The sequence below is a fragment of the Pedobacter sp. genome, from assembly GCF_037719805.1.
Lineage (GTDB): Bacteria > Bacteroidota > Bacteroidia > Sphingobacteriales > Sphingobacteriaceae > Pedobacter.
Genome location: NZ_JBBJLZ010000004.1, coordinates 428,985 through 449,685, shown reverse-complemented (window position 1 = coordinate 449,685; position 20,701 = coordinate 428,985). Strand labels below are relative to the sequence as shown.

Genomic DNA, 20,701 nt, shown 5'->3' with positions numbered 1-20,701 from the left:
AAATATGAATAGATATAAAATTTTACTGCCCTTTTTACTCTTTATTGTTGTTGCAAATAGCGGAATTTCAACGGTTCAAGCACAGAATGGCGACCAGATACTAGACGGGATAGGTGAGACTGGAATGGTTGCACGCTACCTGTTCAACGGAGATTTTAAGGACTGGTCTAGGAATACTTTGCACGCCAAAGCGCCGGGTACTCAAGCATTCGTTGATGACAAGCAGTTTGGTAAGGTTTTATCCCTTTCAGGCGAGGCTAATTCCTATGTAACTATACCACAAGCAGCCTTAGCGGACCTGGAATCATTGAGCATATCTGGATGGGTTTCTCTGCGTTCCAAAAAACCAGGTCAGCACTTCTTTGACTTTGGAAAGGATGCGAGCAAACATTTCTTTACGGCCCCTGTAGGCACACTGGCTCAGGAGGGTTTCCAGACGTTCATCACAACAGAGAAAAGTACTACAAAAGCACCTTCTTTTTCAACTTTGACACTGAACAAATGGGTTCACATCGCGGTAGTGATCGACATTCCTTCTAAATCTATGGCGACTTATATTGACGGTAAGACAGTTGCTGAAACTAAGGATATTCCGAAGGAGCTAACGGCAGTTTTTAGTTCGCAAGCCAATGAAAAGAACGTACTCTATATCGGTAAATCGCTATCATCCGGAAACCCAAACTTAAATGCGTTAATACATGATTTCCGTATTTACCGTGTTCCTTTAAGCAGAAGACAGGTCAATGGTATTTATAACAATGCACTGAAAGGCGTATCACAATCTACAGTGAATGTAGGCAAGAAGGAGGATGATCTCCAGAAATTCCCGGATACCCAGGCGCAGCTCTACAACACTTATCTGACTCAAGTTTCAGATGTACAAGTTAAAACAATGATAGGAGATCTGCCTCGTTTGCCTGCTTTCATAGCAGGAAATTACAGGAATGAGATGAAAGGTCCGAAAGTACGTGTATTGTGGCCATCAGCGGTCGATAATACTGCTGTTTTAAAACCGGGAAAATACACCATTACCGGCCGTGTTTCTGGAACAAGTTTCCAGCCAAAGGCGATAGTCACTGTCGAAGATTCAAAGGGATCGGTTACACCAATCTCTAAACTGATGGCCTTTGATCTTTCGAGGGTCTCGCTCAATACTGACGAACATGATCACAAAACTAAATTCATCCAGAACCGTGACAAGTTTATTGGCACACTAGCTACAACTAACCCTGACGCGTTCTTGTACATGTTCCGTCATGCTTTTGGTCAGAAACAACCTGAAGGAGCAACACCGCTGGGCGTTTGGGACAGTCAGGATACAAAATTACGCGGTCACGCCACTGGACATTACCTTACTGCGATTGCGCAGGCTTATGCTGGTACTGGCTATGATAAAATACTGCAAGCGAATTTCGCTAAGAAAATGGAGTACATGGTCAACACTTTATACGACCTATCTCAGTTGTCGGGGAACGTCAAAGCAGGTTCAAAACATGTCTCTGATCCAGCTGCCGTACCTCATGGGCCTGGTAAGTCAGACTTTGACTCCGACCTTACTGATGCGGGTATCCGTAGCGACTACCAGAATTGGGGTAAGGGATTTATTAGTGCCTATCCGCCTGATCAATTCATCATGTTGGAACAGGGAGCGAAATATGGTGGCCAAAAGACCCAGATTTGGGCGCCTTACTACACTTTGCATAAAATATTAGCTGGCTTACTGGATGTGTATGAAGTGAGCGGAAATAAAAAAGCGCTTGAAACTGCCACTCATATGGGCGACTGGGTATATGCCCGGCTGAGTGCATTGCCCCAGGAAACGCTGATTAAGATGTGGAACACCTACATTGCAGGCGAATTTGGTGGTATGAATGAAGTAATGGCACGCATGTACCGCATCACCGGTAAAAAGGAACACCTTAAAACAGCACAATTATTTGATAACGTAAAAGTCTTTTTTGGTGATTCTGCACATTCAAATGGCTTAGCTAAGAACGTAGATAATTTCAGGGGATTACACGCCAATCAGCACATTCCTCAAATTGTTGGAAGCATGGAAATGTACAACGTTTCCCAGAAGCCGGAGTATTACAAAATCGCGGACAACTTCTGGTATAAGATCGTCAACGATTATATGTACAGCATAGGAGGTGTAGCAGGGGCCAGAAATCCCGCCAATGCGGAATGTTTTATTAGTCAGCCGGGCACATTGTATGAAAACGGCTTTTCTGCCGGGGGACAAAACGAAACCTGTGCCACCTACAATATGCTAAAGTTGACGAGTGATCTGTTTCTTTTTGATCAGCGGACTGAGTTGATGGACTATTATGAACGGGGTTTATATAACCATATTCTGGCTTCCGTTGCGGAGAATAGTCCTGCCAATACCTATCACGTGCCGCTAGGGCCGGGTGCGATGAAGCAGTTTGGAAACGCTGATATGTCAGGCTTTACCTGTTGCAACGGGACTGCTATTGAAAGCAGTACGAAGTTGCAAAACTCTATATATTTCAAGAGCAAGGACGATAAGGCACTATACGTAAACTTATATATACCCTCCACATTGGAATGGACAGAGCGTAAGATCACGATAGAGCAGCACACCGATTTCCCAAGAGAAGACCACACTCGTTTGACAATTAAAGGTTCTGGGAAGTTTGACCTTCATGTTCGTGTACCTGGCTGGGCCTCTAAAGGTTTCTTTGTAACGATCAATGGAAAAGCGCAAAGCTTACAGGAGGAACCTGGCAGTTATCTAAAGATCAGCCGCAGTTGGAAAGATGGAGATGTTATCGAACTAAGAATGCCTTTCCAGTTTCACTTGGATCCCGTGATGGATCAACAGAACATTGCCAGTCTGTTTTATGGACCGATCTTACTTGCGGCTCAGGAGCCTGAAGCCAGGAAAGATTGGCGTAAGGTTACCCTGGATGCTATAGATATCAGCAAGTCGATCAAAGGCGATGCGTCAGAGTTGCAGTTTAGCATTGATGATGTGGTGTTTAAACCGTTTTATGAAACTTACGGGCGTCACTCTGTCTATTTGGATGTTACCTTAAAATAGTTAAAGTCATTAAGATTGCGCCTGGTAAGCAGTCATTACTTTTGGATACAGTTGATAGTGGCTTTATATATAAGCCAACATTATCGCTTTCTCTTTTATTCGTGAGTCATATGTGTCCTCTATGTGCGAGCCGGGGAGCCGGTATGTAAGGGGAGTTCTCATTTATCAAGGCAAATGACAATATAAAATGTTTTCGATTCAACGGGAATGTCTTGTTTTATGTTCGAGTTCGGCCTTAATCTAGGGCTTCCGGGTGGTTTATAAGCCTTTGGTAGATCATTGCTTAACCCTTGCTAGGGCCGCTAGCCCTAGCAAGGCCCTAGCAACGCCCTACCAAGGCCCTAGCAACGCCCTGTAAACCACGAACAAAAACACTGTCTCGTACTGATATGGCTATACACCATTAATTGATAATCCTGGATTAATTATACACCTGGCGTCTATTATCCTTCAATAACTACACAACTCTTAATAATGTCTCGGACTGATATGGTTATATGTGTTAATACGATCGCTATTGGTTGTATCCTATCTTAGATGATCTTGATGCGAATAGGACCTTTGATGTGGTTTACGTCAATTGGTATGCCTTTTTGTGTAATAGCCACTTTACCTTGATTGTGCAAATCAATAGCGACATCAACTACTTCTTTCATATGTGTACGCCAGTCGTCTGGAAAAAGCATGCGGGCAATTTCAGAAGGGCAAGTGCTTTTTTCAGCGCCACGGGTGTTAGCAACTAACAAAATGGTTGCTGATATATCTGAATACTGTTCCACATCAAGCTAACAAATAAATATGATTCAAGTTTATAAATTTATAAGGAAGCAAATGTCTAACTTACAGGTATGTTAGCAAATTAAAAACAATTCTATGAAACTTGGACAATTGCTTATCGGAATAGTACTTGGTGGATTATTAGGTTATGGTTTGACAGCATATTATGCAGGAACTAAGCAGCAGACTAGCGATACCAACAAAGCAACGAGTGAGAATTCATCTTCTGAGAAGTGGACCTGGCCCGACAGTTTGGATGCTGTAACAGCAGCACCTGAGAACCACAAAGTCGTTTACGAGGATAGTACCTTGAGAATATTGCAAGTACTTCTAGACGCAGGCAAAAAAGAACCTATCCACACACACAAATGGAAAAGCATCATGTGGATTGCAAAACCGGCCGTACCCTGCACAATTTATCAATACAACTTAGATATAAAAGGAAAATTTGTAGTAACCGACAGCATCAATGTACCACAAATGGTCACTAATATCGGGCAACTAGGTGGTCCTGAAGGACCAACAGGAATAAAAAATTCAGGCACTGAGGATGGTATCGCATACAGAATTGAATTCAAAAAGGACTTCAAACCTTGATTCATTAAAGAAATCGCTATGAATAAATGTAATAGCGATAAACGTACTTTACAATAAAGTCATTTTAAGTGAAGAAACGTTTACTCAAGTCCAATACAGAACTTTGGCCTTTGGAAAGCGACGCGAAACTTCTTTCTCAAAGAAGGCTTTAAGCTGGGTCATTAGTTCTTTAACAAAAACGTACTTCTGTCCGCCAAACTTATTTCGTTTAATTTCGCGGTTTTCCTCTCCAAAATCAAGACTCGTATTGGGATACCAGCCTAGTAAAACATCTCGTGATCCGGGAGTGAAGCGATGGGTTATCAATTCGAAGGTCAAATCGGTCTCAAAGTCTAAATGAGATTGTATATCATCAAGTAATTGGGTGTAGTGGATCTCCCAATCTGGGATAGGCATAATCGGCGCAAGAACTATTCCTATTGGGTATCCACCTCCGCCAAGCGATTTTGGTAATGCCATGCTTCTCAATCCTGCGAGTCGGGATGGGATAGGGGGAGTACCTCCTTCCAAACGCTTAGCCACCACCTCTGCATTGAGACTGCAACGAAATCTGGTTTTGCCGTTGTGGTTTAATCCAATTAATGAGTCGACATTGTTAAACTTGGTTACAAAGCGAAGATGAACGTTTGGCTGACCGGCGAAGAAACTTATGGTTTCCTTTAGTCCACCAGTAAGGTGTTCCAGACTTAATGGATCAGTATAGCAGCTTGCCTCATAAGAAACCACCTGATTCAACCGTTGAAAGCGAATTGTATTTTGTAATATTTGCGGAAGGTTAGCAAACACCCTAATGGCAGGCGGACCGGATAAACTGCCTGCGAGATAGCAATACTGACAATGTGCAGGGCATCCTTCGGCAAGGTGAAACTGCCAGTCTGCTGATGGCGGTATCGGGCGGAGGTTAAATGCGCTTGGCGGAGCATTAACAATGGCCAGCGTGTTTTTTGCAATGCGATAGGTTTCCCGCTCATCTTTGCCACGTAAACCGGTAATGCGGTTATTGGTAGCAATCTCAGTTGGAAGGTTTAAGGCTTGTACACGTTCGTAGATCTGCTGTCCGTAAGGCTCTTTTATTGCGTCAGCAGTAAATACAACCCGTTTAGGCATCCATAATTTGAATGGCTTGCCGCTTTCGATAAGTAATTTTGACTCTTCATTAATGTCATCTAATATATCAAGGACGCTCATGTATTTGTAATCTAAGTTTTAAGCCTTCTGGTCGGTTTGCTGATTTTCTAACCGTTAAGATGGGTGGATATCCATAGATTTAACATTCCTTAAAAAGCATTGTTTTCGTAACTTGTAAGGTTAGATTTTCGCAAATGTTAAATAAGTTTGAACTTGCGATAAATAATTCTATATTCGTTAATAACCAAATCTCTATTATGAATACGCTCTCCAAAAAAATCACCTTCGCACACATCCTAAGTGCTTTTGAAAATTAAAGACATTCATCGATTAGCATCAGTTTAACAACTTATATACACAAAATGAATAAATTATTACTCTCCTTACTTCTGGCTGGATTTTCAATCAGCAGTTCATTTGCACAAGACGCCTCCGTAGTAGAAAAGCGTGCACAAAATGTCTTCGTAGAGATAGGCGGACAAGGTTTGCTTTTTACTGCCAATTATGACACGCGTTTTTTTAAACAAAGAAATGGTCTTGGTGGAAGGGCTGGAATTGGCTATATATCTATAGACGATGAAAATGTGACCACCGTTCCTATTGCACTTAATTATTTACTAGGTAAAGGAAAGCATTTCTTTGAAATTGGACTGGGAGCTACTTTTATAGGATCAAGCGAGGGCACATCCATATTATTCGATGATGATTCTGAAGGAACAGTGCTGGGTACAATGAGTTTTAATTATCGTTTACAGCCTGTAGATAGTGGTTTCTCTCTTCGTGCAGGATTTAATCCGATATTTAACTCAAGGGATTTTATTCCATACTTTGCGGGACTAAGCCTTGGTTATACGTTTTAAAGGAACCATGGCGACGGAAGTAAAAACGTTAGTATACAACACCACTCTTAAATATCGCAATCAACTCACTTAATGTCGGAATCTCTTTTTGTAGTCGCCCGGATTAATGCCCGTGATCTTTTTGAATGTCCTCGAGAAATGGGAGAGGCTTTCAAAGCCTATCTGCCTGGCGATATCTGTATATTTAGAGCTGCTGGTCACGATCAAATACTGAGCTCGCTCAATTCGTTTTTCAGTGATATAAGCTAGGGGACGGGAGCCTGTATACTGCTGGAAAAGCCGGGAAAAGTATTCAGAGTTCTGATGTACCCTGTTGGCCAGTGATTTCACCGAGAGCGGCAGATGTAAACTAACCACAATAAAACTAATGGTATCGAGAATCTTAATTGGAATGTAATCCCTCTCTTTCTGTGCAGATATTTCTGCTTGTGCAAAGCGTGAAATCAGCTGAAGTAAAATCCCTTGGGTTTCAAGAAACTGAGCAGTGCTCTGCTGATGGTTCAATTGCTGGTACTCCTTATAATAGACATCCTTTTCATAGATCTTTGGGTCATCAGAGCGGTTGATACCTCGTCCCGGATTGATGTGGACGAGCCGCTCAAAGTTGGTGACATCAATCTCTCTGGCCTGCACTTTAAAGATTGACTTGTGATCTGTAAATAACGACATCCCATCTGATGACTCTTCAAAAAATTGTACGAAATACTGATCGAGGAAACCGTCGCAAACTAAGTTGCACAAGGTGAAACTTGGGATGATATAGAGGTAGCCAGCTTCAAGACTCAATTTCTTCTCAAAATGGGAGATTTCTCCTTTTCCGTCAGCAATGTAATAAACGCGGTGATAGGGGCTAACTACGTTCTTATAGTTCCAGCGGGAATCCAGTTTCACCAGGGCCACATTAAGCAGAGAAAAATTGTGAGTAAGGATGCGCTTGATCATACACTAAGGTAATAAATAAAGTAAGTCTGTTTTAGATAAATATTAGTCTGCTTTTGTCTACTATTATCAATGAAAGCACATGTATTTTTGAAATCCTACTGAACAAATCATTAACCAATATAAACATAATACCATTTGGTGTCATTGTAAACCACATTATATGAAACGGAGAACACTCATAAAGCGAAAGCTTACTTTTCAGCTAAACAGCGAGGGGCTAATGTTAACTTGCCAGAGCAACTGCCAGGAGAAAACGCATTTGTGCGAAAGATCGAAGGTACAATTGTGTAACTTAACTCATAATGATGGCCACTAAACTTCCTTCTATAATCTTCGGCACTAGTGGCCTTGGAAATCTATATGTTGCTCTCAATGAGGATATAAAGCTGCAGATTGTTAAAGAATGCCTTAAACATTCAGAACACCCCGCTGTCTTTGATTCCGCCGGTAAGTACGGAGCAGGACTGGCGCTGGAATCACTCGGACAAAGCCTGGCAAATCTGCAGGTGGATCCGGCACAGGTGCGGATCAGTAATAAATTAGGCTGGCTACGTACAGATCTGCTAACGGAAGAACCGCTATTTGAGCCGGGTGTTTGGAAAGATCTCCGTCATGATGCAGTGCAGAAGATCAGTTATGAAGGCATTCTGGAATGTTATGAGCAGGGTAATACATTGTTAGGTAACTATCCAGCTAAAATGCTTTCCGTGCATGATCCTGATGAATACCTTGCAGGCTCATCTTCTGCGGATGAATATGAGGGGCGCTATCGAGATATTCTCGACGCCTATGTGGCACTTCATGAGTTAAAAAGCAAGGGCAAAGTCGACTCCATTGGGGTAGGAGCCAAAGACTGGAAGACTATTCAGAAAATCAGTGAAGAAGTGCAGCTCGATTGGGTGATGTTTGCCAATAGTATGACTGTTCACAGCCATCCTATGGAGCTGATGGAGTTTATGAAAAAGCTTCAAAAACAAGAGGTAACGATCATCAATTCAGCTATCTTTAATGGAGGATTTCTAACAGGATCGGATTGGTACAATTACCAGCCGGTTAGTCAGGCCGACCGACCGGATCTGTATGAATGGAGGGACAGCTTTTACAGCCTCTGTAAATTGTATTCGCTGAATCCTGCGGCGGTCTGTACTTCTTTTGCATTTCATGCACCTGGTGTAAACAGTGTTGCACTTAATACAACTAATCCAAACCGTATTGAATCGAACATAAAATTAAAGGACATCCAAATTCCTTCCAGCTTTTGGCAGGAGATGCGTCGACAAAAATTAATAGACGACAATTACTTATTTCATACATGAAAGAAAATAGAATACTGGTATGTAAGCAGCCCGGGGAACTCGACTATAGTACCATAGCGCAGGGCGAAACTAAAGAAGGCCACAGCTTACTTAAAATCAGGCGTATTGGCATATGCGGGACTGATCTCCATGCCTTTGGTGGAACTCAACCTTACTTTTCTTACCCGCGGGTGTTGGGTCATGAACTCGCCGCCGAAGTGGTAGAGAGTAGTGATCCGGCCAATTTTAAAGCAGGAGACCTGGTGACAATTATGCCTTATCTCAGTTGTGGCGATTGCCTGGCCTGTCGAAATGGAAAAACCAATTGCTGCGCTAAAATGCAGGTATTTGGTGTGCATCGCGATGGTGGAATGGCGGAGTATCTTGAAGTGCCCACCTGGCTGCTTGTCAAGAGCGAAGGACTCAGTCTGGACGAACTAGCCCTGATTGAACCACTTGCTATAGGCGCTCATGGTATTCGTCGCGCTGCTGTTAGCAGTGGCGAGTTTGTGTTGGTCATTGGTGCAGGACCGATCGGACTAGGCACGATGGAATTCGCCCGGATAGCTGGGGCTAAAGTGATCGCGTTGGATGTCAATGCCAGTAGGCTGGACTTTTGTCGCAATAACTTAAAAGTGGATTACTTAATTAATGCGGCTAATGAGGATGTGGAAGCACGGCTTCTGGAAATTACTAGTGGAGACATGCCGCAGGTAGTAATAGACGCTACTGGTAATTTAAAAGCGATCAATGCTGCCTTTTCCTATGTCGCTCATGGTGGAAGATTCGTGCTGATCGGCCTTCAAAAAGGGGAGATTTGCTTTAGTCATCCAGAATTTCATAAAAGGGAAGCCACGTTGATGAGCAGTAGAAATGCTACCACTGCCGACTTCAAGCAGGTGATTTCAGCGATTAAAAGCAAACTGATCGAACCCACACAATACATTACACATCGCTCCGCCTTTGAGAAGGTTGCAACAGAATTTAAAACATGGCTTGAACCGGAACAAGGGATAATCAAAGCGATGATTTACTTATAAAGCAGTAGATGCGTATAGCGCCACACTACTTGGTCTGCATAATACTGAACTTATACTGGTAGTTCAACATGACATAGCGCCTTAAAATGAGCTGCTCGTTTGTAATAAGGGCATTTAAGTTACCGTAACGACTAACTGATATGTTTTGATTTAGAAGATCGTAAACGGAAAGTTTAAACTGCCCGCGATCCTTCTTTTGAGTAAGTATAGACAGGGCGACATTCACAATATGAGAACTGCGGGAGAAACCAGGCGCAGTCTGTGGGTTGAATCGATACGAATAATTCGGTTCCAATACAATCCTTTTAGGAAGTCTAAAAGTGGCAGAGGTCCCCACACTGTGGGAATAGTTAACTATGTTCGAAAAGCTTTGATTATTGTAATCCACAGTTGACCTGTTGTAACGGTAAAAAAGATTAACGATTGCCAGCGACTTATAGTTCATACCTATATCCTGCGAGAAATTCATTGATTGAGTCTTTTGCCTTGCTTCTGCATTGTTCAAAAACACCACATAATCACGGAAATAACCATTTAGACCAGTGCCAAATCCAAACTGCCAGTCTTGTGATTTCTTAAATTGCTTGCTGAAATACAAGCCGCCACTGGCGGCGTAACTTCCGTCTTTATTTACAACAGTAGCGGTCGTAAAGCCATTCGTGTCAATAAGGGCACGTTGAACAAAGCTATCTTCATAGAAATTCATGTTTGCATAGCCACTGAAACTAAGCGTTCTCGGCGTAATATATTTGTAGAAGTTAGCTCGCAAGATTCTTTCCCTGCCAGCTTTAAGATTGGGGTTTCCGACAAATGTGTATTGGGCAGAACTTTGTCGTTCCAACGGCTGAATGTCGTATAACGAGGGTAAATTCATCCACTCGTTATACGACAATGCAAATCCGCTATAGTCTATTGATAGCGATGGGAACCATACAGTAAAATTTTGCCGGATGTCACTAACGGAAGAATTGAACTTGTTCTTCACGTCTTGAATTTCAAGATCTAAACCGACTCTGACTCTCAGCTTACTGGTTATTTGATAGTTTAGTAAGGGCTTGATATTTTGAAAGAAACCAGTTCGCACGAAATCATTACTCTGATTCGTTAACAACTGATCGTATTGTGTGGTGGAAGGATTCTTGTCGTAAGTAAGAAGAGGCTCTGCCCAATAATAGTATCTGCTGTTGGAGAAAAACTCCGCAGTCAGTTTTTTAGTCAAAGGTAAGTTATACAACACAGACAGGCCTGTCCAGTTTGTCTTGCTTCCTGAATTCGTATACCTGTCGAATAACGAAGATTGGAGGTCAGGAGTAAAGGAATTCAACTGATTGAAGTTGTAGGAGTCGCTGCCACCACCATCTAAAGTCAAAAGATTATTGATGGTTAATGACCTTCCTTTTTTGAACCTTCGATAATAATTAAGGTTATGTGAAAACGCATCACTGTAAGCTTTGTCGCTATTGCTGCCTTCTGTCTTACTTAATAGACTAACCAGGCTATTCGACTGATTTAAAACGCTGATGTTGTTGCTTCTGCTGGGAGAGAAGCTTAAGGTAGGGCGATAGCGTACTGTAGTATTGGAATCCGGTTTCCATTCTACTAATCCGCCAAGAGAATGGCTGGTAGAATTACGTCTGTATTCATCGGTACGGAGCGAGCTGACTATCGTATTATCTAACGATTGCTCCTTCAAATTTTTCGTTTCATTCGTCTGGATGGTGTTGCCATAGAAGTAGGCCAGATTTAACTTAAGCACTGTTCCGTAGTTATTATTCACGTTAAGCCCTCCTGATTTGACATTGGTCAGCCCGCCCGATTGTTGTCCGCCGAAGTTGCCATTATCTATCTGATCAGTGCCCGATCGGTTAAAACCGCCCATGCTGTACAATTCATCGTTGCTAAAGCCGGTACTATTCAAATTATTTGCATTGCTCATCACGCTGAATTGCAGGGTATCTCTGAAACTGCTCAAGATACCGCTGGCTTCGTAGCGTTCCCTTGAGCCTATACCGCCTGCAAAGCGGCCAATGGTGCTTTTCTTAACTGCGCTCTTTAACTTCAGGTTGATCACGTTCTGTAAGTTGATCTCATTTACCCTTTTGTCTGGATCGTTCTCCCTATCCAGATACACTTGAATCTTATCGATCATCTCCGCATCTAAGTTTTTAAGGGCTATGAGTTGATTTGTACCGAAAAACTCTTTACCATCAATTAGAATCCTGCTGGTCCCACGACCATTCACTAGAATCTCTCCATTGTTATTCACCTGGACTCCGGGTAGCAGCCTAAAGAGCTCCTCGACGGCTGCGTTTGGTCGGGTTTTGAAGGCTTCGGCGTTAAACTCAATGGTGTCTTTTTTCACCGTCACGGGCGATCTTGCACCAGCAATTACGACCTCATCTAAACTTCTTCCATTTAATCTGATGGTACCAAAGTCAAGCATTCCGGGTTTTAGATCCAGATCTTTACGGAAAGTGTTGTAACCCACATAGGTGACGATCAATTTTAAAGCCCTTGAAACAGGCAATCTGGAAAGTTGAAAAGTGCCGTCATCTTTTGTAACGGTATACGATACCAATGATGTATCACTGGCGTTTACTACTGCGACTGTAGAGAAGCCAAGCGGTTTTTTAGTTAAGGAGTCCGTTATGATACCTTTTATCGAAGCGGTATTTTGGGCGTAAGAAAAAGAGGTTGCGGCAAAGCAAAGGAATAGGAGGAGCGAAATATTCTTCATGAGAGCGGCGAAAAACGATATTTGGTTACGTATAATAACGTGCAGTTAAAGTACTAATTTTTAATTACAACTTAAAGCAGATAAGCAAGGAGGTAGCATGTTTAGGTAGTTAAAAATAGTTATCTTTATTAATAACGCCCTCGTTAACCATTTATAAACCCTATCAATTTCCAAGTATGAGCGAGAACAAAAGCGTTAAGCAGGGGAGAGTGCTTCCCAGCGTTTTCAGAATCAAAGTAAGGACAAAATTTTTACTAGTGATTGCTATTGCATGTAGTGCCCTATTTGCCAGCTGTAAAAAAGAGAAAATAGACGGGGATACTCCGGTGCTCACAGTGACAGGTGAACAGTTAAATGCTGCTGCATTGGCGGCTGTGACACTGCCCACTAAAGCGGAAGCATTACTAGCGATGCAAGTCTACAACAATCACTTTTATAACCAATACGGAACATATGGATCCTCTTATAAGGCTTACTATTGGAAAGATGACAATCATACCGGTCGTATGGACTTCTGGACGCAGCAGGAGGCCATAGAAACGCTGATTGATGCTTACAATATCAATCCTAGTGCAGATCTTAAGAACAAGATTTCTTATCTGTACAACGGTGTAAGAGATGGCTATGGTTTGCTCTGGTCTAATAATATTTATAATGACGATATCGTTTGGGGCGCAATAATGTGTGTGAGAGCGTTTAAAATCACGAATGACGGTGGCATGTTGGATATGGCAAAGAATAATTTCAACATGATGTGGAACCGCGGCTGCGACACACAATTCCTGGGTGGTGGTTTATGGTGGACTACCGATAATCAAACAAAAAACACTTGTGTAAACGCACCGGCAGTTATTTGCGCGATGCTCTTGTACCAGGCAACTGGTGATGCAAGCTACAAAACAAAGGCAAAGCAAATAATGGATTGGATGGTCACTAAACTCTACGTTGCATCAAGCGGAGAGGTAAAAGGCGCCATTAACAAGGCTGGTACAATTACTGAAGGTGCGCTATCTTATACTCAGGGTACTTTTATAGGTTCATGTGATTTGCTGCGCTCATCTTATCCCGCGGTCAATTATTTAGCAATGGGTTCAAAAGCGATGGATTATGCTCGAAGCACTATGTGCAATACAGCCGGTGGTATTTTAAAAGATGAAAATGGAGTTGCCGATACGCAAGGTATGAAAAGTATTTTCGCACGTTGGGCTACTCTTTTTGTAAAGAACACAGGTACGGCAAGTAACTACGGCCCGTGGTTAGATGCTAATGCGTCTCAGGCATGGTCAATTCGTAATTCTCAGGGTTTGATGTGGAACATCTGGGGAACGCGAACACCGGAAAGTATTCGCAATGCATTTGAAACAACCTGTGGCATAGCAATGATGAATGGCATTTACAATTATCGTTAACAGAAACGGAAAAGCTTAAAGGAGAATGCGTTTCCGATTCTTCTTTAAGCTTTCGATGTTTTAACCTAGCCTAAAAACGCAATGACTGCTTCAAGCACTTTCTCTGGTTGTTCTTCATTCATGTAATGTCCGCTTTCCAGCAAACCAATCACTGTACAATCTTTAGCAACATAAGGCAAACCCATTTTCATGAAGTTATAACTCACATTGCTGCCAATGCCCAGAACAGGCATGGTTAACTGCTGATAAGATTTAGCATCGGCAATGTCCTGTGTAAAAGTTTGGTACCAGGCATTTGAAGCACGGATACTTTCCGACTGGTTATACGCCGAGCCATAAACCTCCCGCTCGAAAGCTGGCATTTTCGTTTCGTCGATCATCACATAAGCAAATAGCCAATCCAGCAAATGGTGAAATCTTCCTTCCAGCAACTTTTCCGGCAATCCCTTTACTTGGTTAAAGCCCATCCACCAAACATACTGCGCTTCACCTGTCATTTTCTCTTTAAACGTACCCGATGCTGGTATTAACGGCATCTGCAGAATGCCCTCGCTCGGATGAGCACCGTCCATTATGACCAGTTTTTCTATGCTATCCGGATGATTGAAGGCCATACTCATGGCAACCATTCCACCAATGTCATGACCAAGTACATGCGCTTTTTCTAAGCCGAGCTGCTTCATGAGCTCGTAAATATCCTGAGCCATCGTTTTCTTGTCGTACCCAGATTCCGGCTTTTCAGAAGTCCCCATTCCACGGATGTCTACCACTAGAACACGGTATTTTTCTGCCAGTGAAGGCGCAATGTTTTTATAAGAATACCAGGTTTGCGGCCAACCTGGAAGGCAAATCAGTGGCATTCCGCTGCCACCATCCACATAGTGCAATTCCACACCATTCACGGTAGCATATTTGTTTACAAACCCTGGCCATTGTTTGATCAGCTCTTCATCAGAATATGGGGCAGGTGTTTTATTTTCTTCGTTCATCAAGACCGTATTTAAATATTAGCTTCTATAGGTGACCAACTTAGACCTTCATAGCGGTCATTATCAAGTTTCTGCTGCGGAACGAAGAACATGCTATAAATATATTGCGATTGTTGCCATCTGGAATAAAGTTCTTGCTCTCCTTCGGGATTCGCCGCCCGCTGCTGCTTGTTATAAGCCGAGAATGCTTCCATTGAACCCATATCAACAAGTTCAAATTTGGCTCCTTTGTATTTTTCGCTTAAGGCTTCCAAGTCATTCGGACTCACGCTAAAGCTGGCAATTCTTAACGATCGGGGACTTTCTTCATCTAAGGCTGCCATTGCAGTAAAGGAAGCGGTGTCATCCATCGTCGTAAAATCGATCTTCCAATCCTTTTTATCGTCGTAGTAGGCGATTGTCTGTTGCTTCATGTTAAAAAGCGGAATGTTGTACCTCAAAATATCTGCAAAAGCACCATTGAATATTGATGTTGCGCGAATTGGGCTTTGATCTAGAATCTGATGAAATTCTTTACGCAAGTCGAAGTTCCTGTTCTCCCCTAAAGGAATTTCTGTAAAATCGGTAGAATAATCGGAAGCGATAAAACGGGGTACACCAGCGGTAACAGCGGCCTTTAATATTTTTGATTGTAAGTCAACAATTACGTCCCGGAGACCTGCCAGCGCAGATACTACGCAAGAAACGCCATTACAAGCGCCAATCACTTCCTGCTCGTTGTCCAGGTCGACCTTAAATACATCAACGCCCATTTGTTCCAGCGCATCAATCTTTTCTTGCTTGCTACCGTTACGCACCATGGCCCTAACGGCTACATTTCTTTTGGTCAGTTCGCGGCAAATGCGCATTCCTAGGTTACCTGTAGCTCCCGCTACCAGTATTAGCTTTTCCATTTTGTTTATCATAAGTATGGTGCAAAGCTAAGGTAACGGGGCACTGAAGAAACTACCATATGGTAGTAAAATAAAAAAAGTTACTTGATGTTCTTTCTGATCCGGCTAAGGGCATTAGGCGTGATCCCCAGATATGAAGCAATTTGTTTGACGGGGACCGTTTGGGTCACTTTAGCGTTGCTAATTAAGTCCAGGTAGCGCTCTTCTGCAGAAAGAGTTTGAAAGTTGAGGATTTGATCGATCATTCTTACAGCCATTGCTTCCCAGGTGATCCTTCCGAACTCCTGCCAGGCAGGCAACTGTTTGTACAACTTCTCCATGTCGGCCATATCAATATAAAGCAATTCTGTGTCCTCCACTGCCTCAATGTTAAACCTTGTGGGCTTCTGTGGGCTCAGGCTCGATATCTCTGTAAAGAATTCATTTGGAAAGACAATCCAGGCGGTGAGCTGCTCTTCAAATTCCCCGAAGAAAAAGCGAAGTACCCCTGATTTGATAAAGAAGTACTGATAAGCGATCTGACCACGCTTCAAGATCAGCTGGCCTTTTTTAACCTGTCGTGTTTTAAAATGAGACAGGATAATATCCAGATCCAATGGGTTAATAGCAATTTTTGACTTAATAAAGTCAGATAATCCATTCATCGATAATTGTTGTAACTTCTTTCTGCCAACTAAAGTAATAAAACGCTGGGCTATTTTTCCTTAATGCTTTGTAAATATCCGGTAGGAGTAACACCAAACTCTTTCTTGAATGCTTTGGTGAAATAAGATTGGGTTTGGATACCGATGCGGTACATGACCTCCGTCATCAACACATCCTCAGTTTTCATGATTTCCGTAGCCTTTCTAAGCCTTGCTGACCTTACAAATTCACCAATGGATTGGCCGGTGATAGACTTTATCTTGTTGTAAAGCTTAGTTCTGCTCATCCCCACCTCTCGACATAGGTAATCGATATCCATTTCCGGATTTACCATTTGCTCCTCAATGATTGCCAGGAGCTTTGACATAAATACCTTGTCCTTATCTGTAAAAGCAAGATCTTTTGGTGGAGTTTCTTTCGTTTTAAGGTAGTGATCTTTTAGTTTCCGGCGCTGTTCGAAGATATTTCGGATGGTAATTTTTAGTAAGTCAATGTTTATTGGTTTTGTAAAATACCAATCTGCACCAGAAGCTGCACCTTCGATTTCAGCTTCAACACTGCTCTTTGCTGTTAGCATTAAGAATGGAATGTGACTGGTCTCTATGTCGTCTTTTATCAGTTTACACAATTCCGTCCCATTCATCCCCGGCATCATGACATCGCTGATGATGAGGTCAGGTAGGTCGCTCTTTGCTTTATCCAGACCTGAGCTTCCATCATTTGCCTCCATAATTTCATAATATGGACTTAAGGTCTCTCGCAGGAACGTTCTTAGTTCATCATTGTCATCCACGATCAGAATGGATGCTTCTGATCTATCTTCAGTGGTGTCTGTTACGGCTTGCCTTACCTCCGTTTCGGAACTGTAAGTAATGCTTTCTAATCTTGTACCTCCAGCTTCCATATTCTGGCTAAACTGTTCATTGAGGTTATAATCACTTTTGTTCGCTGGAATCCCAATAATAATTTCCGTTCCCTGATGTCTTTCGCTGGATACTTCAATCACGCCTTTATGGAGTAGTGTCAGGCTTTTAACAAACGCCAAACCTACCCCAGAACCCAAATGCGTTTCTGTGGTGCGATAATAACGCTCAAAAAGGTGTATGATCGATTCCTTAGAGATTCCAATGCCGCTATCAATTACCCGGAAGTAGATGTATTCTTTTGCTTGGTAATCACTCCGGATGCTAAGCCGATTCGCGAATTGCGGTTTGAAATTCTCCAGTGAGGTTAACACCTGGATCTTTAAAGTCCCGCCAGGCTTCGTGTATTTTAAAGAGTTATTGACAAGGTTCAATATAATCTTTTCTATGATCTGCCGGTCAAACCAGACCTCAGCGGGTATGTTCTCTTTTTCAACAGTGAAACTGATGTCTTTATCGGCAGCCATTTCTGAGAATTCTTCGGCTACCTCGTTAATAAAAAGATTTAAGTTTCCATTTATCACCTTGAGCTTCAATGCTCCGGAAGCTGTCTTTCTAAAATCCATCAATTCGTTGATAAGTCTCAGCAATCGATTGGCATTTCGATGTATCGTATTATAGTAGTTCTGAAAAGATTCCTGCGTATCCTCCTTTAACAAATGTTCTATCGGACCGAGTATCAAAGAAAGTGGTGTACGGAATTCGTGAGAGATGTTAGTGAAGAACTGAAGTTGTGTCTGGTGTATTTCTTCCCGTTTATCTTCCTCAATCTTCCTGATCTCTAATCTGCGTTTAAAACTTAGCGCTGAATAAGCGAGGTAACCTCCTAAGGCGATTGCACCAATTCTAAACCACCATGTGGCCCAGAAAGGAGCGGAGATGACTACTTTTACAGCGGTTCCCTCTTTGTTCCAAACCTGGTCATTATTCGACGCCCGTACACGGAAAGTGTAGGTTCCAGGATCTAAGTTGGTATAAAATGCTTGCTTTACATTGCCAACATTGATCCAATCCTCGTCTTCACCATCTAGTTTATAGGCGTAGTTATTGTTCTCATTGGAGACGTAGTTTAATCCCGCAAAGCGGAAGGAGATCGTTGCCTGGTCATAATCAAGCTTGATCTCATTAGTATAAGAGATATCTTTTTCAAGTACAGAGCCCTCTGTATTGGGTAAAATCTTCTGATTAAAGACTTGGAATTCTGTAATGTACACGGGAGGAGCAAAGCTGTTAGACTTGATTTGGTCTGGAAAAAAGGAATTGAAACCGTTAATGCCACCAAAAAAAAGCTCCCCATTTTTCGCCTTCATGTATGCGTTTGCTTCAAACTCAGAGCTCTGCAGACCGTCTCCGGTGTTGTACTGCTTAAAGGCCTGATTCTGTGGGTTGAATTGTGTTAATCCCTTTGAGGTCGAAATCCAGAAGTTGCCTTTTGCATCTTCAATTATCCCTTTAATGAATTCTGAGCCTAATCCCGCTTTAGTTGTGTAGAGGTAGAATTTGTTCTTTGATCGGTCAAAACGATACAGCCCGGCCTGTCCGATCCAAAGATTTCCTTTACTATCTAAAAAGATCACCCTCAAATCTGGTTGCTTGGCTTCTCCAATAAAATAGTGAGAGAAGAGCTGGGTTGTTAAATTATAACAATTCAACCCTCCGTCATCGGTACCTATCCATACGTTTTTCTGTTCGTCTTCATTGATGGATACAATGTTGTTCCCAGTTAGCTTTGTGCCCGACCTACCTTCTTTGATTCGTTTAAACTGTTTGGTCTTAGAATCAAAAAGGTTCAGTCCACCGTAATAGGTGCCTATCCATATGTTATTATTGCTGTCTTCAAACGTCTTTTGCACATAGTCTGACGATATAGAAGTGGAGCTTGCATTGTGCGTATACCGGGTAAAAGAACCGTCGCTGTTCATCAGGTTCAGGCCGCCTGCCCAGGTGCCAACGAAGATAGTCCCGTCCCGTGTTTGGGTGATATCTAACACAGCATCTGCTCCAATACTTTTTGAGTCGAACGGACTATAACGGTGATGGGTAAATATTCCGGTCGTTTTATTATAAACATCCATTCCGCCACCGTCAGTTCCTATGAGAATCCGGCCCTGTCGGTCTTCGCAAAAAGCCCTGACATCATTGTAACTCAAGCTATTCTTGTTGGATTGCTGACGAATTAATTTAAACTTCTCTGCTTGTGGACTGTATAGATTGACCCCTCCGCGGTGGGTACCGATCCATAGGTTGCCCTGTTTGTCAACGAATAGTGCAGATACTGTTCGCTGAGATAAACTAAAAGGATTTCCAGGTTCGTTTTGATAATGACTAAACTTCTCTGATATAGGATCGAAGTAATCCAGTCCACCGTTTATGCCACCAACCCACATTTTTTCCTGCCTGTCAAAGGCAATTGCCCTAACCAAATCGCTACCGATGCTATTTTTGCTGGTCTCCTCGTGCTGGTAAGCTTTTATAGCACCAGTATTCAGCTGGAAACGAATCATTCCACTTTCTTCTGTCGCTAGCCAAAGAGTTCCATTACTAGATTTGCTAATGCCACGGATCGTATAGTTTTCTAATCCAATGATAGCCTTTGACTCTTTACTTTTAAAGTTTAAAACCTGGATACCAGCATCTGTCGCCATCCAGACATTTCCAGCACCATCCGCATAAAGATCGTTCACATGATCTTGCCGACCGGCTTTCGAATTAGATTGGTATAGGTAGGGACTGAAGGTGTTTGAGGGTTTATCTACCAGGTTCAATCCGGAGCCGTAAGTACTTACCCAAACTCCCTTTTCGGTTTCGGCTATGGATGTAATGGTATTATCGCTGCTCTTAGTTTTAGCTCTATAAGTACTGAAGTTGTTTTTCTCCGCATTAAACTTATTCAATCCGTCAGAAGTACCTATCCAGAGCGTATGGTTCTTGTCTTCAAAAATGCACCTAATGAAATTGTCGCTTAAGCTGTTGGGCGTTTGGTCGTGTTTAAAGACTGTGATTTGACTGCCATCATATTTATTTAAACCGTCTCTGGTACCAAACCAAAGGAAGCCCCGATAGTCTTGAAAAATACATTCAATGGTGCTGTTAGACAAACCATCTTCCACACCAATGTGCTTGAACTTCAGATTCTGGGCAGAGCTGTTTTCTACAAAAAATATAAAAGCAATAAGAAAACAAATTCTGCTTATGATGGTCATTAAGTGTTAGTAATTCGGTTTTAGTCTGATAAAGATAAAAGATATTTTCTTGAACAGTCGTTCTGCACCCGGGTCGCAGTTTCTTTGTAAGGGTTCTTTACATTTAGTTAACACAATCTGACAGTCGAGGAAACAGGATTACAATTTCTTTGTCACAGCTGTTTATATTAGGTTAACACAATCAGGTAGGCCTAGAAGC

14 protein-coding genes are annotated in these 20,701 nt (G+C 42.3%); 6 read left to right on the top strand and 8 right to left on the bottom strand.

Annotated features, from left to right (window positions below):
* Positions 1-4 precede the first annotated feature (4 nt).
* Complete coding sequence (locus WKF66_RS15160) at positions 5-3,064, top strand: beta-L-arabinofuranosidase domain-containing protein (RefSeq protein ID WP_489675315.1); 3,060 nt, start codon at positions 5-7, stop codon at positions 3,062-3,064.
* Positions 3,065-3,597: 533 nt separating this feature from the next.
* Here the strand turns inward: WKF66_RS15160 and WKF66_RS15155 are convergent.
* A complete protein-coding gene (locus tag WKF66_RS15155) occupies positions 3,598-3,843 on the bottom strand; it encodes a DUF3253 domain-containing protein (protein ID WP_489675314.1) in 246 nt (81 codons plus the stop codon).
* A gap of 94 nt (positions 3,844-3,937) precedes the next feature.
* Here WKF66_RS15155 and WKF66_RS15150 point away from each other — a divergent pair, with 94 nt between their 5' ends.
* Positions 3,938-4,438, top strand: a complete 501-nt coding sequence (locus WKF66_RS15150; RefSeq protein WP_489675313.1) for a hypothetical protein — start codon at positions 3,938-3,940, stop codon at positions 4,436-4,438.
* A gap of 84 nt (positions 4,439-4,522) precedes the next feature.
* On the opposite strand, the gene WKF66_RS15145 is transcribed toward WKF66_RS15150, so the two are convergent.
* Positions 4,523-5,626 (bottom strand): SPL family radical SAM protein, encoded by a 1,104-nt coding sequence (locus tag WKF66_RS15145; protein ID WP_489675312.1) that lies wholly within the window; start codon positions 5,624-5,626, stop codon positions 4,523-4,525.
* 302 nt (positions 5,627-5,928) lie between these two features.
* Here WKF66_RS15145 and WKF66_RS15140 point away from each other — a divergent pair, with 302 nt between their 5' ends.
* Complete coding sequence (locus WKF66_RS15140) at positions 5,929-6,426, top strand: hypothetical protein (RefSeq protein WP_489675311.1); 498 nt, start codon at positions 5,929-5,931, stop codon at positions 6,424-6,426.
* Between the two features lie 69 nt (positions 6,427-6,495).
* Here the strand turns inward: WKF66_RS15140 and WKF66_RS15135 are convergent, their stop codons facing one another.
* Positions 6,496-7,368: a helix-turn-helix domain-containing protein gene (locus WKF66_RS15135; RefSeq protein ID WP_489675310.1), complete on the bottom strand. Its 873-nt coding sequence runs from the start codon at positions 7,366-7,368 to the stop codon at positions 6,496-6,498.
* Between the two features lie 302 nt (positions 7,369-7,670).
* On the opposite strand from WKF66_RS15135, the gene WKF66_RS15130 reads away from it, so the two are divergent.
* Both WKF66_RS15130 and WKF66_RS15125 read left to right on the top strand, forming a co-directional pair.
* Positions 7,671-8,684: an aldo/keto reductase gene (locus tag WKF66_RS15130; RefSeq protein WP_489675309.1), complete on the top strand. Its 1,014-nt coding sequence runs from the start codon at positions 7,671-7,673 to the stop codon at positions 8,682-8,684.
* A complete protein-coding gene (locus WKF66_RS15125) occupies positions 8,681-9,703 on the top strand; it encodes a zinc-binding alcohol dehydrogenase family protein (protein WP_489675308.1) in 1,023 nt (340 codons plus the stop codon). Before WKF66_RS15130 ends, WKF66_RS15125 begins: the two co-directional genes overlap by 4 nt.
* Positions 9,704-9,728: 25 nt before the next feature.
* Here the strand turns inward: WKF66_RS15125 and WKF66_RS15120 are convergent, their stop codons facing one another.
* Positions 9,729-12,440, bottom strand: coding sequence for an outer membrane beta-barrel protein (locus WKF66_RS15120; protein ID WP_489675307.1), 2,712 nt, complete (start codon positions 12,438-12,440; stop codon positions 9,729-9,731).
* A gap of 176 nt (positions 12,441-12,616) precedes the next feature.
* On the opposite strand from WKF66_RS15120, the gene WKF66_RS15115 reads away from it, so the two are divergent.
* Positions 12,617-13,849 carry a glycoside hydrolase family 76 protein gene (locus WKF66_RS15115; RefSeq protein WP_489675306.1) on the top strand — a complete coding sequence of 411 codons (1,233 nt, stop codon included), beginning with the start codon at positions 12,617-12,619 and terminating at the stop codon, positions 13,847-13,849.
* Positions 13,850-13,914: 65 nt separating this feature from the next.
* Here WKF66_RS15115 and WKF66_RS15110 read toward each other — a convergent pair whose 3' ends face one another.
* From WKF66_RS15110 to WKF66_RS15095, 4 genes are all read right to left on the bottom strand, one after another.
* Complete coding sequence (locus tag WKF66_RS15110; RefSeq protein ID WP_489675305.1) at positions 13,915-14,838, bottom strand: alpha/beta fold hydrolase; 924 nt, start codon at positions 14,836-14,838, stop codon at positions 13,915-13,917.
* 11 nt (positions 14,839-14,849) lie between these two features.
* Complete coding sequence (locus WKF66_RS15105; RefSeq protein WP_489675304.1) at positions 14,850-15,731, bottom strand: NmrA family NAD(P)-binding protein; 882 nt, start codon at positions 15,729-15,731, stop codon at positions 14,850-14,852.
* An 80-nt stretch (positions 15,732-15,811) separates the two neighbouring features.
* The gene (locus tag WKF66_RS15100; RefSeq protein WP_489675303.1) at positions 15,812-16,375 is read right to left on the bottom strand and encodes a Crp/Fnr family transcriptional regulator; all 564 of its coding nucleotides are present in this window, start codon (positions 16,373-16,375) and stop codon (positions 15,812-15,814) included.
* A 50-nt stretch (positions 16,376-16,425) separates the two neighbouring features.
* Positions 16,426-20,502: a two-component regulator propeller domain-containing protein gene (locus tag WKF66_RS15095; protein ID WP_489675302.1), complete on the bottom strand. Its 4,077-nt coding sequence runs from the start codon at positions 20,500-20,502 to the stop codon at positions 16,426-16,428.
* Between the last annotated feature and the right edge of the window lie 199 nt (positions 20,503-20,701).